Genomic DNA, 15,422 nt, shown 5'->3' with positions numbered 1-15,422 from the left:
CCTTCTCCATGCTAATTCTGCTTGTCTGATAGAAGATGACAGGTAACATAGATATCCCCCGCCGTTCCGGGGAAAACGATTTTTTTATTGGACTACGAATAGAGAGACTATTATGAGCGTTGTGCCTGTAGCCGACGTACTCCAGGGCCGCGTAGCCGTTGACAGCGAAGTCACCGTGCGCGGCTGGGTACGTACCCGCCGAGATTCAAAAGCTGGCTTTTCCTTCCTCGCCGTCTATGACGGTTCCTGCTTTGATCCTGTACAGGCCGTTATTAATAATTCTCTGCCCAATTACAATCAGGAAGTGCTGCGTCTGACCACCGGCTGCTCCGTGATTGTCACCGGCAAGATCGTCGCCTCTCAGGGTCAGGGCCAGAGTTTTGAAATTCAGGCTTCCAGCATTGAAGTGACCGGCTGGGTTGAAGATCCCGACACCTACCCGATGGCGGCAAAACGCCACAGCATCGAGTATCTGCGTGAAGTGGCGCACATGCGTCCACGTACCAACCTGATTGGTGCGGTTGCACGCGTACGTCATACGCTGGCGCAGGCGCTGCATCGTTTCTTCGACGAACAGGGTTTCTTCTGGGTTTCTACCCCGTTGATTACTGCTTCCGATACCGAAGGTGCTGGTGAAATGTTCCGCGTTTCCACGCTGGATATGGAAAACCTGCCGCGCAACGATCAGGGCAAAGTCGATTACGACAAAGATTTCTTCGGCAAAGAAGCCTTCCTGACCGTTTCCGGCCAGTTGAACGGCGAAACCTATGCCTGTGCGCTGTCGAAAATCTACACCTTCGGCCCAACCTTCCGCGCTGAAAACTCCAACACCAGCCGTCACCTGGCGGAGTTCTGGATGCTGGAACCCGAAGTGGCGTTTGCCGATCTGGAAGATAACGCCCGTCTGGCAGAAGCCATGCTGAAGTACGTCTTCAAAGCCGTGCTGACCGAACGCGCGGACGACATGAAGTTCTTCGCTGAGCGCGTAGATAAAGATGCTATCGATCGTCTGGAACGTTTCGTGACCGCTGATTTCGCGCAGGTCGATTACACCGACGCCGTTACCATCCTGGAAAACTGCGGCAAGCAGTTCGAAAACCCAGTTTACTGGGGCGTGGATCTCTCTTCTGAACACGAACGCTACCTGGCCGAAGAACACTTCAAAGCGCCGGTCGTTGTGAAAAACTATCCGAAAGAGATCAAGGCGTTCTATATGCGTCTTAACGAAGATGGTAAAACCGTTGCCGCAATGGACGTTCTGGCGCCGGGCATTGGTGAAATCATCGGCGGCTCCCAGCGTGAAGAGCGTCTGGACGTTCTGGATGCGCGTATGGCGGAAATGGGTCTTAATAAAGAAGACTACTGGTGGTATCGCGATCTGCGTCGTTACGGCACCGTGCCACATTCCGGTTTTGGTCTGGGCTTCGAACGTCTGATCGCTTACGTTACCGGCGTGCAGAACGTCCGTGACGTGATCCCGTTCCCAAGAACACCGCGTAACGCTACCTTCTAAGTTTATCGCTTCTTCAAGGCCAGCCTCAGCGCTGGCCTTTTTTTGCCCGCCAGCGTAAAGAAATCTTTTTTTAATTTAACAAACTTAAACATCAACCCCCTCCCCTCCGACCTTTGTTACAGCACATTTCGCCGCAATAATTAAGTACAAAAAATAACCACAGTATGTTTACGGATCAGATTTCACTACTGCCTTAGCATATTTTTTGAACAAACACACGGCTATCCGGATGGCTGAAAAAGGTCATAGATAAAAGTTTGGCTCTTGGGTATTAGCGATAAGAAAAGGCGTTATACAAATAAAAGATAAGAAATTCATATTGATAGATAAGTGGTCGTTCAATTAACCCGCACCTATCTCAGAATTTTGAGATAGTTCACAAAGTTCCTTAAAATTAACACAATGTTACACATTATTGCTTTTGGTTACGCATTCTTGATGCTTGTAGCATTTTCAGAGTGGCTAAAGCGCGTTTGGAATGGAAAGATGCCTCTCAGACACATAAAGACACCAAACTATCATCAATAGTTCCGTAAATTTTTATTGACGGAGGTAATTGGCGGCAGTGGCGAGTGTCTATAAAAAAAACCTAATGAGGGTAATAAATAATGATGAAGCGTAATATCCTGGCAGTGGTAATCCCTGCCCTGCTGGTAGCTGGCGCAGCAAACGCGGCCGAAATCTATAACAAAGACGGCAACAAGCTGGATCTGTACGGTAAAGTGAACGCTGAGCGTGACTTCACCACCAGCGGCGACACCAGCAACTCTGACGGCACCTACGCTCAGCTGGGCTTCAAAGGTGAAACTCAGATCAACGACCAACTGGTTGGTTTTGGTCAGTGGGAATACCGCTTCATGGCAAACGGCCCTGAAGGCACCGCAGCTTCTAACAAAAACCGTCTGGCCTTCGCTGGCCTGAAAGCGGGCGACGCTGGCAGCATCAGCTACGGCCGTAACTACGGTATCGTGTACGACGTTGCTTCTTACACCGATATGGCGCCATCCTTCTCCGGTATGACCTGGGGCGGCGGCCACGTTGACAACTACATGACCAGCCGTGGTACCGGTCTGCTGACCTACCGCAACAGCGATTTCTTCGGTCTGGTTGATGGCCTGAGCCTGGGCATCCAGTATCAGGGCAAAAACGACGGTAAGGATGTTAACACTGCTAACGGCGAAGGCGTTGGTTACTCCCTGGGCTATGATTTCGGCGAAGGTTTCGGCCTGATCGGTTCTTACAGCAACTCTGGTCGTACCGGTAACCAGAAGTACAATGACCCAAATGGCAACGTAGGCAACAACGCGGAAGCATGGGGTATTGGTGCTAAATACGACGCGAACAACATCTACCTGGCAACCACCTACGCTGAAACCCGCAACCTGACTCGTACCGGACCTGACGGCGATGCGGGCTTTGCTAACAAAACCCAGAACTTCGAAATCGTGGCTCAGTACCAGTTCGACTTCGGCCTGCGTCCAGCAATCTCCTACGTTCAGACCAAAGGTAAAGACCTGGCGCCTGAAGGCACCTTCGCTGGTGGCGATGCAGACCTGGCTAAGTTCATCCAGTTGGGTGCAACTTACTACTTCAACAAAAACTTCAACGTAGCCGTCGACTACTACTTCAACCTGTTGAACAAAAACGACGCTTACACCAAAGAAGTTGGCGGTATCAACGGCAACGACGACATGATGGCACTGATGGCAACTTATCAGTTCTAATCAGCATACCCTCCTCGTTATATGCCTATAAAGCAGGACTTCGGTCCTGCTTTTTTACGTTCCTAAGATGAAGATCGTAACTTTTGAAAACCTTCGCGCTTTTAGTCTCTAACGGTTGGCATTTTGTAAATCTGCCGTTAACCTGATAGCGGATTTCCCCCGAACTAATAAATGGAACCTCGTCATGTTTGAGAACATTACAGCCGCCCCTGCCGACCCAATTCTGGGCCTGGCCGATCTGTTTCGCGCCGACGACCGCCCGGGTAAAATCAATCTCGGGATTGGTGTATATAAAGATGAAACCGGTAAGACTCCGGTTCTGACCAGCGTAAAAAAAGCTGAACAGTATCTGCTGGAAAATGAGACCACCAAAAACTATCTCGGCATTGATGGTATTCCTGAATTCGGTCGCTGCACGCAGGAACTGCTGTTTGGCAAAGGTAGCCCTATCGTTAGCGATAAGCGTGCTCGCACCGCGCAAACTCCTGGCGGCACCGGCGCTCTGCGCGTCGCGGCGGACTTCCTTGCTAAAAACACCGACGTGAAGCGCGTTTGGGTCAGCAATCCAAGCTGGCCGAACCACAAAAGCGTCTTTGGTGCTGCGGGCCTCGAAGTACGTGAATACAACTACTACAGCGCTGAAAAGCACGCGCTGGACTTCGACGCGCTGCTGGCGAGCCTGAACGACGCCCAGTCGGGTGACGTGGTGCTGTTCCACGGCTGCTGCCATAACCCTACCGGCATTGACCCTACGCTTGAGCAGTGGCAACAGCTGGCACAGCTTTCCGTTGAGAAAGGCTGGCTGCCGCTGTTTGACTTCGCGTACCAGGGCTTCGCCCGCGGTCTGGAAGAAGATGCGGAAGGCCTGCGTGCCTTTGCTGCACTGCACAAAGAGCTGATTGTGGCGAGCTCTTTCTCCAAAAACTTTGGCCTCTACAACGAGCGTGTGGGTGCCTGTACGCTGGTGACCGCCGACGCCGATACTGCCGACCGCGCCTTCAGCCAGATGAAAGCCGTTATCCGCGCCAACTATTCTAACCCACCGGCACACGGTGCATCTGTCGTAGCGACTATCCTTAGCAACGACGCTCTGCGTGCTATCTGGGAACAAGAACTGACCGATATGCGTCAGCGCATCCAGCGCATGCGTCTGCTGTTTGTGAATACGCTGCAGGAAAAAGGGGCTAACCGTGACTTCAGCTTTATCACCAAACAGAACGGTATGTTCTCCTTCAGCGGCCTGACCAAAGAACAGGTTCTACGTCTGCGTGAAGAGTTTGGCGTTTATGCCGTGGCCTCCGGTCGCATTAACGTTGCCGGGATGACCCCAGACAACATGGCGCCGCTGTGCGAAGCTATCGTCGCCGTGCTGTAATATGCGAGTAGCCCGGACGAGGTGCGTAGCGCCGACTCCGGGTGGACATAAAAAGGCCGCATCAGCGGCCTTTTTTGTTTTCTTACCAGACGGGAAGTTCATCCTGCAGGAACGGGTTATGCTGACGTTCATAGCCAATCGTCGACATCGGCCCATGCCCGGCAATAAACTTCACGTCGTCACCAAGCGGCAGCAGCTTGCGCTTGATAGCGTCAATCAGCTGCGCGTGGTCACCGCGCGGGAAATCACTGCGCCCTACGCCGCCTTTAAACAGCACGTCGCCGGAAATCAGCAACCGCGCATCATTATCAAAGAAGACCACATGACCTGGCGTGTGACCTGGGCAGTGCAGCACCTGCAGCTTCACGTTGCCCACGCTGACGGTATCGCCTTCATTTAGCCAGCGATCCGGCGTCAGCGGCTGGCAGTCATCCAGACCAAACATCCGGCTTTGTGCCGGCAGGCCCTGCAACCAGAACTCGTCTTCTTTTTCCGGCCCAATCACCGGCACACCGTAGTGCTGTGCCAGTTCCGCCGCCGCACCCACATGATCAAGATGACCATGGGTCAGCAAAATTTGCTGCAACGTCACGCCAGCCTCGGCAACCTTCTGTTTAATGGTCTCAGCATCACCACCTGGATCGACCAGCGCCGCCAGTTTAGTTTGCTCACACCAGATCAACGAACAGTTCTGCGCGAACGCAGTGACCGGAATAATACGATAATTCATGCTGCTCCTGTTTATACTCAGCACCGTTCAGACACATCAGCGCATCTGAACTGTCGGGCGTAGAGTTACCAGTGCCGAACCGGACCGGTATCAATATGCACAAAGTTGCTACGTGGGTAATATCCTACACCACCTGCGCGCATAGATAACGCTGCTTTGCGTATATTACTTAATGAAATACCTTCAATATGGAAATCCATTGCCTGACCTTTCGTGTGATAGCTCTTTTTCGCTACCCCACTGCTGTGCGCTCGCAGCTCATTATTGGTATCGAGGGAACGATACCCGGAGATTAATTGCACAGGCTTATTTGTTCCTAATAATCCCTGAAGGCGATAGAGCTGATCAAACAAAGAAGGATCGATGCTCTTTATTTTATTCGCGCGATAGTCACGGAAAAAATGGTTTAGTTTTGCTAATTCATCCTGAATATAGCCTCGGCCGTCAAAAAACTCGGCTTTTAGCAACTCGCCCGTATGTAGATTACTCAACGTTAAAATACGTGGACGAGGGGTCGAGAGGGTCGCAAGTGCAGGCGTGGGTAAGATGGCGGCAGCGCCAAGCGCAACCCCACCTAACGCCAGCAGTTTGCGGCGATTAGCGTCAAATTTGTCCATGATAATCAGGTCTACAGTCAGTAAATGTGATCGAAATATATGCACTTCTGGCGCACGTATTGCACCTTACCGGGCATCAAAGCCAGCGTCAAGGCGGCCTGTAGCGCAGAATCACCAGCCCCAGGCGTTCGGGACTGGTATCTACGCTTTTTATTCGACCACTACATTACCTGAACTACTTCATTTATCTGATTAATTGTTCCGCTTTTGGCAGAATTTGTGCGCCGGATCGCGCCGTGACATCGTAATTGTAAATATCTGTTCGATATTGTGTCTGACCATCAGCGCCAACAAAGGCGGTCAGATAATAGAGATTAACCGGAATATTCTGCCGGATATTAACGTATCTCGTATTACCTTCCTTCAGCGCATCAGATATACGCGCGTCATTCCAGCCTGCATCCTGTAACAGCATATTTGCTAAATCAGAGGCTTTATTTACCCGCACGCATCCCGAACTTAATGCCCGCGCATCTTTCTGGAACAGATTATGGTTAGGCGTATCATGCAGATAAATTGCGTCTGAGCTTGGCATATTAAACTTATAGCGGCCCAATGAGTTATGGTCGCCCGGCGCCTGCTGGAAACGGAACGGCAAATTCGACGGCGTAATCGTTGACCAGTCCACGCGCCACGGATCGATGGTTTCTTTACTGTTCCACCCACGCAGCACGGTATAATTGTGGCGCTCCAGATACCCTGGATCATTACGCAGTTTTGGCAGAATATCGTTGCGCGCTAGCGTTGGCGGTACGTTCCACGGCGGGTTAACCACCACGTTATTCAGCGCGCTGCTCATCATCGGCGTTTTACGATCCGGACGCCCCACAATTACGCGTGAGGCCAGCGCTTCGCTGCCATTGAGGTAGTAGACCAGCGAATACGCCGGAATGTTGACCATAATTCCGGTCGAGACTTTCCCCGGCAGCAGGCGCAGTCGTTGAATATTCAGCGCCAGCACGCCCGCACGTTCTGCGGAAGAGACATTCAGCCAATCGCGCGTTGAAGCACCGATCACCCCATCAGCCCCTAAGCCCTGCGCCACCTGGAAACGCTTAACCGCATCCACCAACTGACGATCGTAGGCCGCAGGCGCGCTTTTCGCTGCTTTTTTCGTTTTGCCGACGTTATCCCCCGGTAGCGGGATCGCCGGACTGGTATCCAGCACGCCGTTACGCTGCAGAATTTCACGCAGCGCGGGCACGTCGCTACTCCATTGTCCCGGTCGTAGCGCCGTCGTGGAGGTCAGTTTCGGCCACGGGCGGGTATCCCCCACCAGCGCCAGCAGCGCCTGGTGCATCGCCGCATACTGCGGATGTTTCGGCGCCAGCGCGGCAATAAACGGCACCAGCGAGCCGTTATCCAGCGCCATCTGCCATTTATTCATCACCGACAGCGGTGGTGTCGCCAGGGTGTAAGGTTTATCGCTGTACAGCCAGCGGTTGCCCTGAACCGGAATGCCGCTAATAAAGTGCAGATAGCCCATCAGCGCATCGGAGAGCACAACGTCGCGAGCCATGCCGCTGACGTTAGGATTCGTGAGCAGTTCAACCCATTGGGTAAACTGCGGCTGGAAACCGGCGATGGCCACTTCCGCCAGTTGCTGCTGGAAGGCGCGAACCGCCTCGCGGTTCTCCCACATCGGTTTCATCTCGCGGGCAGCATAGAGCGTCACCAGCGGGTTCATATAGACGGGTTGATAGCCGGCAGGCAGCAGCGACTGGATCTCAGCACGGCTTTTCGCCGCCGCGCCATCTGCTAGTGGCTTAGTGCCGACAAGGTTTGCCATCACGGGCGATTGCGCGCCCGGCTGGAGCAGCACCGGAGAAGGTTCTGCAGGCAGTGCGCTACTGTCAGACGGCACCAGTTCTGGCTCGCCCGCAGCAGCGGTAAACAGTGGAGCAAACGTCATTGCCAGACACAAACTTACCGCTGACAACCGACGACCATTTTCTTTTTTCAGCAACATCCCTTGCCCCCTGTTAAATATACGAAGACCCGTAACGTGGGCTCACCTTCAGTATATAAAGACAAAAACTATTTTGCCCGGTGAAATGTAAAGAAGTCTAAAGATAATAACGCGCTATAGGCTAAATACGGATAACAAAAAAGGCGACATAAATGTCGCCTCAGGTTCTGTTTTTCGGATTAAACGCCATTTACCGGGGTCGCTGTGCTCACCCGGGCGGCATGCTACGATGCGTCGGCGGTGCCTGGCAGCGTTTCCGGCAACTGGGCGGCAAAGCCGCGCAGACCCACCACGTGAACGTGTTCGTGGTTATTCACCACTTTACGGACCAGCTTGTAGGTGGTGCCCTTCTCTGGGCTGATATTTTCCGGTGCCGCGATAATCAGCTGCATCTCCAGACGTTCGCAAAGCTCGAACAGCGTGGCGATAGAACGGGCATCCAGACGCGCCGCTTCATCAAGGAACAGCAGACGGCACGGAGACAAGTCTTTACCGCGCAGACGACGCGCTTCATCTTCCCAGCTCTGTACCACCATCACCAGAATCGACATCCCGGTACCGATAGCCTCACCGGTCGACAGCGCACCGGATTCCGCACGCAGCCAGCCGTCGGAACCACGGTTAACCTCAACTTCCATCTCCAGATAGCTACGGTAGTCGAGCAGCTCTTCACCGATGGTCTGCGGCGTACGCTGACCCATGTCGATTTGCGGATTCAGGCGCTGATACAGCTTCGCCAGCGCTTCCGAGAAGGTCAGGCGATTGCTGTTGAACAGATCCTGATGCTGTTCGTGCTGTTCAGAGAGCACGTCCAGCAGCGTCGAGTGGGTCTCGCGCACGTTGACGTTCAGACGCACGCTGTTGACCTGACCAAACGACACGCTCTGCAGGCCCTGGTTCAGCTGGCGAATACGGTTCTGCTCGCGCTGAATGGTCTTGCGGATAATGTTCGCGACGCTTCGGGAGCTGATCGCCAGCTTCTGTTCGCGGTTGGTCAGTTCTTCCGTCAGGCGGCTCAGTTCGATTTCCATCTGTTCGATGGCTTCGACCGGGTCGTCGGTGCGGATGATATCCTGACGAATACGCTCGCGCAGGTGCTGGTAAACAGCAACGAAGAACTGGATCTTACGTTCCGGACGTTTCGGGTCTTCCGACATGCGCAGCACATCGCGCAGGTGTTCGTTATCCGCGACGGCCAGACGCAGCGCACCCAGCGCCTTATCCGACATGGAGCGCAGATCGTCGGCGGAGAGGTAGGCCAGCTCGCGGCGGTGCAGACGACGTTCAACGTTGTTGTCTTTCACCAGACGCATCACCGCACACCAGCCCGCTTTCGCACTCACCACCTGCTCGCGCATTTCGAGATAATCGCGTTCCAGCTTGCGCAGCTTACGGGTCAGGTTATCCATCTCTGCTTCGCAGAAGGTCAACGCTTTTTCCAGCTGATTGCGGCGCGCACGGTTGTTGCTCAACTGCGCGTGCAGTTCGTCGCGACGAATACGCGCGCGCTCTTCGGCACCCGCATCGGCGCGCACACCAATATCTTTCAGCTCTTTATAGAGATCGTTGAGCAGCTCTTTTTTGGTGTCATAAGAGCTTTTCAGCGACGCCAGCACCTGGCTGTACTGACTGACCTGTGCGGCGTGGGCACGCAGCGCTTCACGGGCGCGGCTACGCTCGCTTTCCGCCTGCGCCAGACGTTCGCGCAGTTTTTCGTTCAGATCGCTGTTGCCGGAGAGCATCTCCGCCGAGTCAGAGTAGCCGAAGTGCGCACGACGCTGCACCACTTCCGTCAGGGCAAACGCCTGCTGACGCGCTTCGCGCTGCACCTGCTGTGACCAGGCATAGTCTTCTTTCAGCTGTTCAAACTGTTCCGGGTCGTTCTGCAGAACAGCAACGATCGGCTCCAGTTTGGCCAGCTGGTTGCCGTGCTGCTGAATGAAGCGCGCGGCTTCCTGAGCTTCGTCCAGACGCTCCTGGATTTCTTCCACGCGGTCGGCCAGCGTCTCGTCAGCCAACAGGCTCAGACGTGGCAGCAGGCGGTTAAGCTGGGCCACGCCCTCTTTCGCCTGCTCGTACTGCGCCTGCTGCTGTTGGTTGTCGCTTTCGTGGCTGCTGAGCGCACGCTCCAGCTCGTTGCGGCGGGTGTTCAGTTTGCGAATTTCCGCTTCCGGATCGTCCTCAAACGCGACCGACAGGTGGCTGCCGATAAAGCGGCTGAACGCCTGGTGCAGACGCTGGGTTTTCTGTACGTCGAACGACAGGGTCGCAAAACGTTCGGACAGCCCTTCACGCTCGGCGTGCAGGCTCTCAATGCGGCTTTCTCGCGCAGCACGGCCAAACAGCGGTAGCGATGGGAAGCGGGAATAACGCCACTGGCGGTCGGAGGTTTTTACCACCACCGCTTTTTCCAGCTCATCGACATTGAAAACGCTGTCATCGAAAGACTGCGGATCCCCTTCAATCAGATAGAGATCTTCCGGGCAATCATCCAACCCTTCCAGATACTCGGCGATCTGCGACAGATCCGGCACCACGATGGCATGGCGAGAAGGCCCGTACAGCGCGGAGAAGTACGGCGCATCATCAAGGCTGACATCATCATAGATTTCGGACAGCAGCACGCCGCCAAAACGTTCCGCCAGCGCATTCAGACGCGGGTCTTCGGAACCGCCCGGCTGGCTAAGACGCTCAATTTCGTCATCCACCGCACGTTTACGCGCGCCAACTTCGTCACGTTCCACGATGGCTTCGCGTTCGCGTTCCAGCAGTTGTTGCAGGTATTCGGTCACATCCTGGCTGGACTCAAACTGCTCGCCGCTCTGTTCACACAGCTGGTTTAAGCTGTTTTGCGCTGCCAGCCAAACCGGCGCACGGTGCATCAGCGCGGAGATGCGTGATTGCAGCTGTTCCTGTTCCTGGCGCAGCGCCATGCGCTGTTCGCGGGCATCGGTTACGCAGTCGCTCAGCGCGGCAATACGCGCTTCCAGTTCGTGATGCAGCTTTTCGAGTTCGTCGATGCCGTACTGTTTGCCCTGGCGCTTACAGAAGTCAGCCAGCAGACGTTCAGCTTCCTGCTGCTCGCGCAGACGCTGTTCCAGTTCGTTCAGACGGCTGCGCAGCGGTTGCGCCTGCTCCGCCAGGTGGCGCTGGTTAACGCCGTCGCGCAGCAGTTCACGCGCCACTTCCCAGGCTTCATTACGTGCCAGCGGCCCGTTAATAGCTTCAACAATCTGGAAAGCCTGTTCAAACTGGCTGTGCGCGGTTTGTGAAACGCTCATTTTCTGTTCGAGCGTCAGCAGTTTTTCCGTTGCTTCCTGCTCTTTAGCCTGGAAAGTTTCCAGCCATTCGTCCGCGCTTTCCGGGGTTAAGTCCGGCAGATGACACAGGGCTTTTGCACGCTCCAGCGCTTGCAGCGCCTGCGTGTACTGAATAGCGCGTGTCTGCTGAACGTCCAGCGCCTGCTGGTAGTCAGCGAGCTGGCTTTTCAGCTCATCCACTTCCAGTTCGGCGGCTTCGGCGCGCGCTTCATTCTCTTCCTGCTGCTCGGCGGCTTCGGCGACCACTTCGTTCTGTTCTTCCAGACGAATTTGCAGCTCATCTAAGTCCGCTTCGTAACGTTCAATTTTTTCCTGCTGGCGCAGAGCGGTCTGCACCAGGTTCAGATGGTCGCTGGCGGCCTGGTGATCGGCTTCCAGATCCCCTTCTGCCCCATTGTGCTCCTGTAGCTCACGGGCCATATCGACGTGCTTGTACTGCTCGGCCGCCAGCTGGGAGCGGGAGGTGAACAGTTCGCGGCGATATTCCAGCGCCTTATCGAGGTGTACACGACGTTCGTTGGCGTGGCGCATGTAGTCTGCTGCCACGTAGTCAGTCGCTTCAGAAATCAGGTGCTTAAACAGGTCGCGGTCAGATTGGGTAACGCGAATCGCTTCCAGCGTCATACGGTTTTCGCGCAGCGCCGCTTCCATATCCTGGAAGGCTTTACGTACACCGCTGTTTTCCGGCAGCAGGTAGTCACGCAGCGAGCGGGTAATGGCGCTGGAGATACCGCCGTACAGCGACGCTTCAATCAGACGGTAGAATTTACTACGGTCGGACGCAGAGCGCAGACGGCGTGCGACGATGCCCAGATCGAACATCAGCGCATGGTAGTCGGTAATCGAGTTGAACTGCTTGAACTGCACGCCTTCGATAGTATCGAGCTTGTCTTTCAGCTCCTGCAGGCTCAGCACGCGCGCCTGACGTTCGTTCATCGTTTCGGTCAGCAGCTGCGTCGGCTGGATGGAGGTCGGCAGACCCTGAATAGCAAACGGTTTGATATCGACTTTGCGGTCGCGCCCGGCAACCTGCTGCAGACGTACGCCTACGACCACGCGCTGGTGACGCGAGTTCATGACGTCCAGCACGGAGTAACACACGCCAGCTTTCAGCTTACCGTGCAGGCCTTTATCGCGAGAACCACTGGTGGCCCCGGCTTCCGTGGTGTTACGGAAGTGCAGCAGGGTTAAGTCTGGGATCAGCGCCGTGACGAAGGCTGCCATGGTGGTTGATTTACCGGCACCGTTACCGCCCGAGAGCGTGGTCACCAGTTCATCTAAATCGAAGGTACGGGCAAAGAACCCGTTCCAGTTAATCAGCGTTAGCGAACGAAATTTACCGCGATCGATCATTACTCTTCCTCCCCGCTATCCTGCTGATTGTCGTCGTTCTCGTCATTGAGCTGCAGATGGTTTTCGATAGCCATCGCTTCGCCATCGCGGATCATGCGCAGCTGCGCTTCCCGCGCGTCATCGCCGGAGCGAACGTCAGCACCGAAGCGGAACACCGATTCGGTAATGCGGAATTTGCTGCTGTCGTGACCCATAAACCACACCATCCCAAGACGGCGCAGGCGGTTGAGCGAGGAACGCACTTTCTCCTGCAGCTTCTGACGGTCGAGGTCAGAACCCGTGGAGCGGTTGTTGACCAGCTTCAGCAGTTTGGCTTCGTCGGCCAATGCCAGCAGTTCGTCATACAGTTCCTGCTGGGTGAAGATACCTTCGTTCGCCAGACGCTCCGGGCTGAGATAGAGGTAGCAAAGGATTTTGCCAACCATCATGTCCAGTTCAGATAAAACCGAGCGCGGAATCAGCGTGGTGGAACGCGGACGCAGGTAGAAGAACCCTTCCGGCGCGCGGATAAGCTCCACGTTGTAGCGAGCATAAAACTCTTCCAGATACTCCTGGAAATCCATCAAAAAGGCGTGGTTGTCCAGTTCATCCAGACCGATGTGACGACCAGCGCGCAGCGCGCTATCCAGCGCAGGGAAAAGGGGGTTGGCCAGGGCCTGTGCCAGTTTAACCGGCATCACTTGTTCAATATTTGTCGATGACATGCGCCTGTACCTTGGCTCCGTAATCATTAATCGACTGCCATTTAGCCGGCAGTCCGGTGAAATCGGCTTGCGCCACGCCCAAACGTACCGCCTGGTCTACCACGATCCTCGCCACGTCGAAGTGACGCGCGCGCGGGTACTGCACCAGGTACTCTTTCACCACCAGACCGAGGTCCAGCGGCAGCTGTTTGGTTCGATAGATAGCCAACTGTTCTTCAATTAGCGCGGCGAGCTGTTCGCGAATTTCGTTAAATTCTTCGTACTCTAAATCCGGCGGAAGTTCCCCGGTGACCTCTTCATCACGCAGCGTCATCTCTTCATCACGCATGTCCAGCAGACGGTCGGCGCTGGCGTAGGTGAGCGCCCACGGCGCGTCGAAGTAAGATTGCACCGACTGGCGCAGGCGCTGAGCAAAGACGCGGTTTTTATCCATGTCGATAGCGGTACGGATAAATTTATGCACGTGGCGGTCGTAGCCAATCCACAGGTCAATCGCCTGCTGGCCCCAGCTCACGATGCGGTCAAGCTTGCTTTGCAGATCGAACACCAGCCGATCGACGAAGTGCAGGTCGTTATGACTCAGCGTCGCATCCTGAATGCGCAGCAGGTTAGCCTGCAGCTTATCGCCCGCGGCATCCAGCGTATCCTGCAGTTCACGCAGGGTGCCGGACGTTTCAGAGAGCAGCAGTTCACAGCTGGAGATCGCCGCACGCCAGTCTTTATTCAACAGCTGCGCGATGTCGTCTTTCACCGACTGCTGTTGCTCATCCATGATGCGCTGCGTCAGATCGATACTGTCGAAAATTTCCGCCACCGAATATTTCAGCGGCGCATAAACGTTACGGTGCCAATGGAACTCATCGCCGCCCTCATCGGCGGAATCCGCCGCACGCTTCAATTCGCTGGCGACAATCGACAGCTGCATGGAGAGGCGCAAAGTGGAGAATTCACGCTGGCGTATATAGTAGTCGGTGATGCCAATCCCCAGCGGGGTCAGACGATAGATGGCGTTCCCTTCCGTGATTTCGCTGGTAAAGCGGTTCAGCAGACGTTGGCGAACCAGGTCGTTAATCGCGTTATTGGCGCGAGTGCCGATGGTTTCACTGGTTTGCTCAAACGCATCACTGACGTGACGAAACGCATCCACCAGCTCGCCTTCCGTCATTTCACCTTCCAGTCGTTCACCGTTCAGCGTTGCAATAGCCAGCAAAAACGAGAGCCTATCGACGGGTAGCGAAATGGCGAAATCGTTTTTCCTGGCCCAGGCAACCAGCTCGGGGACTGTCTGGGAAAATTCACTCATCGTTTATCCTTGTTTCTGTCTGCGGCTTAAGCGCGGTGACATGAATATAGCGCCCCAGGCTAATATAAGGTTCCTGGCGGCAATAGCGCGTTTCAAGCTCCAGCAACATGTCAAAGCTGTTCTTTTGCATCTGCTTATCGCGCAGATAATCATGAAACACCCGCACACCGGTTTTCCCGTTAATTTGCCAGCCAATCGCTTCCAGCCAGCCATAGACCTGCTGCGGGTCGCGCGGGTAGTTCGGCGACAGCGTGCGTCTTTTCTTTTTCGGCATGCCCAACGCCACATAATCGAAGTTGCCGACCACCATGTTACGCATCAACAGGCCGTTTGCATTGTAGAACATTAATGATAATGCGCCGCCCGGTCGCAGCACCGACCACAGCGTTTTAAGCACGCCCTGCGGTTCGGCCACCCACTCCAGCACAGCGTGAAACAATATCAGATCAACCGGGCTTTCCAAATGTTCCGCCACGTCCTGGACCGCGCATTGTACGAAATGCATGTTGTGGCTCACACCTTTCTCGCTGGCGGCCTGAGTTGCCCGTTCGATCATTTCAGCGGAAAGATCGCACAGCGTTACATGGTGCCCGCGCTCCGCCATTTTGATAGCCGTCTGGCCTTCGCCACCGCCGGCATCCAGGATACGCAGCGGCTGCGGCCCCATTCTCGCCAGCAGGGCGTCAAGATCTTGCCACAGAATAGCCTGGCGCAACTGTCCCTTCGTGGTGCCGTATATATTGCGGGAAAACTTATCCGCAATGTCATCGAAATTGCGATCCTTCACAGGACATCCTCACATCGCCAGTGGCAA

At 54.9% G+C, this 15,422-nt stretch carries 10 protein-coding genes; 3 read left to right on the top strand and 7 right to left on the bottom strand.

Annotated features, from left to right (window positions below; all coding sequences use genetic code 11):
- Window positions 1-112: 112 nt before the first annotated feature.
- The 3 genes from asnS to AB2B48_RS01685 all read left to right on the top strand — a co-directional run bounded on the left by asnS (window position 113) and on the right by AB2B48_RS01685 (window position 4,612).
- Window positions 113-1,513: an asparagine--tRNA ligase gene (gene asnS / locus AB2B48_RS01695; protein ID WP_185666551.1), complete on the top strand. Its 1,401-nt coding sequence runs from the start codon at window positions 113-115 to the stop codon at window positions 1,511-1,513.
- A gap of 608 nt (window positions 1,514-2,121) precedes the next feature.
- Window positions 2,122-3,237, top strand: coding sequence for a porin (locus tag AB2B48_RS01690; RefSeq protein WP_368300625.1), 1,116 nt, complete (start codon window positions 2,122-2,124; stop codon window positions 3,235-3,237).
- Between the two features lie 184 nt (window positions 3,238-3,421).
- On the top strand, window positions 3,422-4,612 hold the full coding sequence (locus tag AB2B48_RS01685; protein WP_185666552.1) for an amino acid aminotransferase: 1,191 nt from the start codon (window positions 3,422-3,424) through the stop codon (window positions 4,610-4,612).
- 82 nt (window positions 4,613-4,694) lie between these two features.
- Here the strand turns inward: AB2B48_RS01685 and AB2B48_RS01680 are convergent, their stop codons facing one another.
- The 7 genes from AB2B48_RS01680 to cmoM form a co-directional block, all read right to left on the bottom strand.
- Complete coding sequence (locus tag AB2B48_RS01680; RefSeq protein WP_123651307.1) at window positions 4,695-5,342, bottom strand: MBL fold metallo-hydrolase; 648 nt, start codon at window positions 5,340-5,342, stop codon at window positions 4,695-4,697.
- 65 nt (window positions 5,343-5,407) lie between these two features.
- The gene (locus AB2B48_RS01675) at window positions 5,408-5,959 is read right to left on the bottom strand and encodes a YcbK family protein (RefSeq protein ID WP_185666553.1); all 552 of its coding nucleotides are present in this window, start codon (window positions 5,957-5,959) and stop codon (window positions 5,408-5,410) included.
- A gap of 184 nt (window positions 5,960-6,143) precedes the next feature.
- Entirely contained in the window at window positions 6,144-7,928 is a 1,785-nt protein-coding gene (ldtD, locus tag AB2B48_RS01670) for a L,D-transpeptidase (protein WP_368300624.1), read from the bottom strand.
- Window positions 7,929-8,152: 224 nt separating this feature from the next.
- Window positions 8,153-12,601, bottom strand: coding sequence for a chromosome partition protein MukB (gene mukB, locus AB2B48_RS01665; RefSeq protein ID WP_368300623.1), 4,449 nt, complete (start codon window positions 12,599-12,601; stop codon window positions 8,153-8,155).
- On the bottom strand, window positions 12,601-13,305 hold the full coding sequence (gene mukE / locus AB2B48_RS01660; protein WP_185666556.1) for a chromosome partition protein MukE: 705 nt from the start codon (window positions 13,303-13,305) through the stop codon (window positions 12,601-12,603). The genes mukB and mukE overlap by 1 nt, the downstream gene beginning before the upstream one ends.
- Complete coding sequence (gene mukF / locus AB2B48_RS01655; RefSeq protein ID WP_035892424.1) at window positions 13,286-14,608, bottom strand: chromosome partition protein MukF; 1,323 nt, start codon at window positions 14,606-14,608, stop codon at window positions 13,286-13,288. The genes mukE and mukF overlap by 20 nt, the downstream gene beginning before the upstream one ends.
- Complete coding sequence (gene cmoM, locus AB2B48_RS01650; RefSeq protein WP_368300622.1) at window positions 14,601-15,395, bottom strand: tRNA uridine 5-oxyacetic acid(34) methyltransferase CmoM; 795 nt, start codon at window positions 15,393-15,395, stop codon at window positions 14,601-14,603. Before cmoM ends, mukF begins: the two co-directional genes overlap by 8 nt.
- Between the last annotated feature and the right edge of the window lie 27 nt (window positions 15,396-15,422).

Source organism: Kluyvera sichuanensis, assembly GCF_040930405.1.
In the GTDB taxonomy this organism is placed as follows: domain Bacteria; phylum Pseudomonadota; class Gammaproteobacteria; order Enterobacterales; family Enterobacteriaceae; genus Kluyvera; species Kluyvera sichuanensis.
The sequence above is the reverse complement of the archived record's forward strand: the minus strand, read 5'-3'. Positions and strand labels throughout refer to the sequence as shown.

Coding starts and splice junctions, on each gene's coding strand:
- asnS (WP_185666551.1), top strand. CDS start 113: ATGAGCGTTGTGCCTGTAGCCGACGTACTCCAGGGCCGCGTAGCCGTT.
- AB2B48_RS01690 (WP_368300625.1), top strand. CDS start 2,122: ATGATGAAGCGTAATATCCTGGCAGTGGTAATCCCTGCCCTGCTGGTA.
- AB2B48_RS01685 (WP_185666552.1), top strand. CDS start 3,422: ATGTTTGAGAACATTACAGCCGCCCCTGCCGACCCAATTCTGGGCCTG.
- AB2B48_RS01680 (WP_123651307.1), bottom strand. CDS start 5,342: ATGAATTATCGTATTATTCCGGTCACTGCGTTCGCGCAGAACTGTTCG.
- AB2B48_RS01675 (WP_185666553.1), bottom strand. CDS start 5,959: ATGGACAAATTTGACGCTAATCGCCGCAAACTGCTGGCGTTAGGTGGG.
- ldtD (WP_368300624.1), bottom strand. CDS start 7,928: ATGTTGCTGAAAAAAGAAAATGGTCGTCGGTTGTCAGCGGTAAGTTTG.
- mukB (WP_368300623.1), bottom strand. CDS start 12,601: ATGATCGATCGCGGTAAATTTCGTTCGCTAACGCTGATTAACTGGAAC.
- mukE (WP_185666556.1), bottom strand. CDS start 13,305: ATGTCATCGACAAATATTGAACAAGTGATGCCGGTTAAACTGGCACAG.
- mukF (WP_035892424.1), bottom strand. CDS start 14,608: ATGAGTGAATTTTCCCAGACAGTCCCCGAGCTGGTTGCCTGGGCCAGG.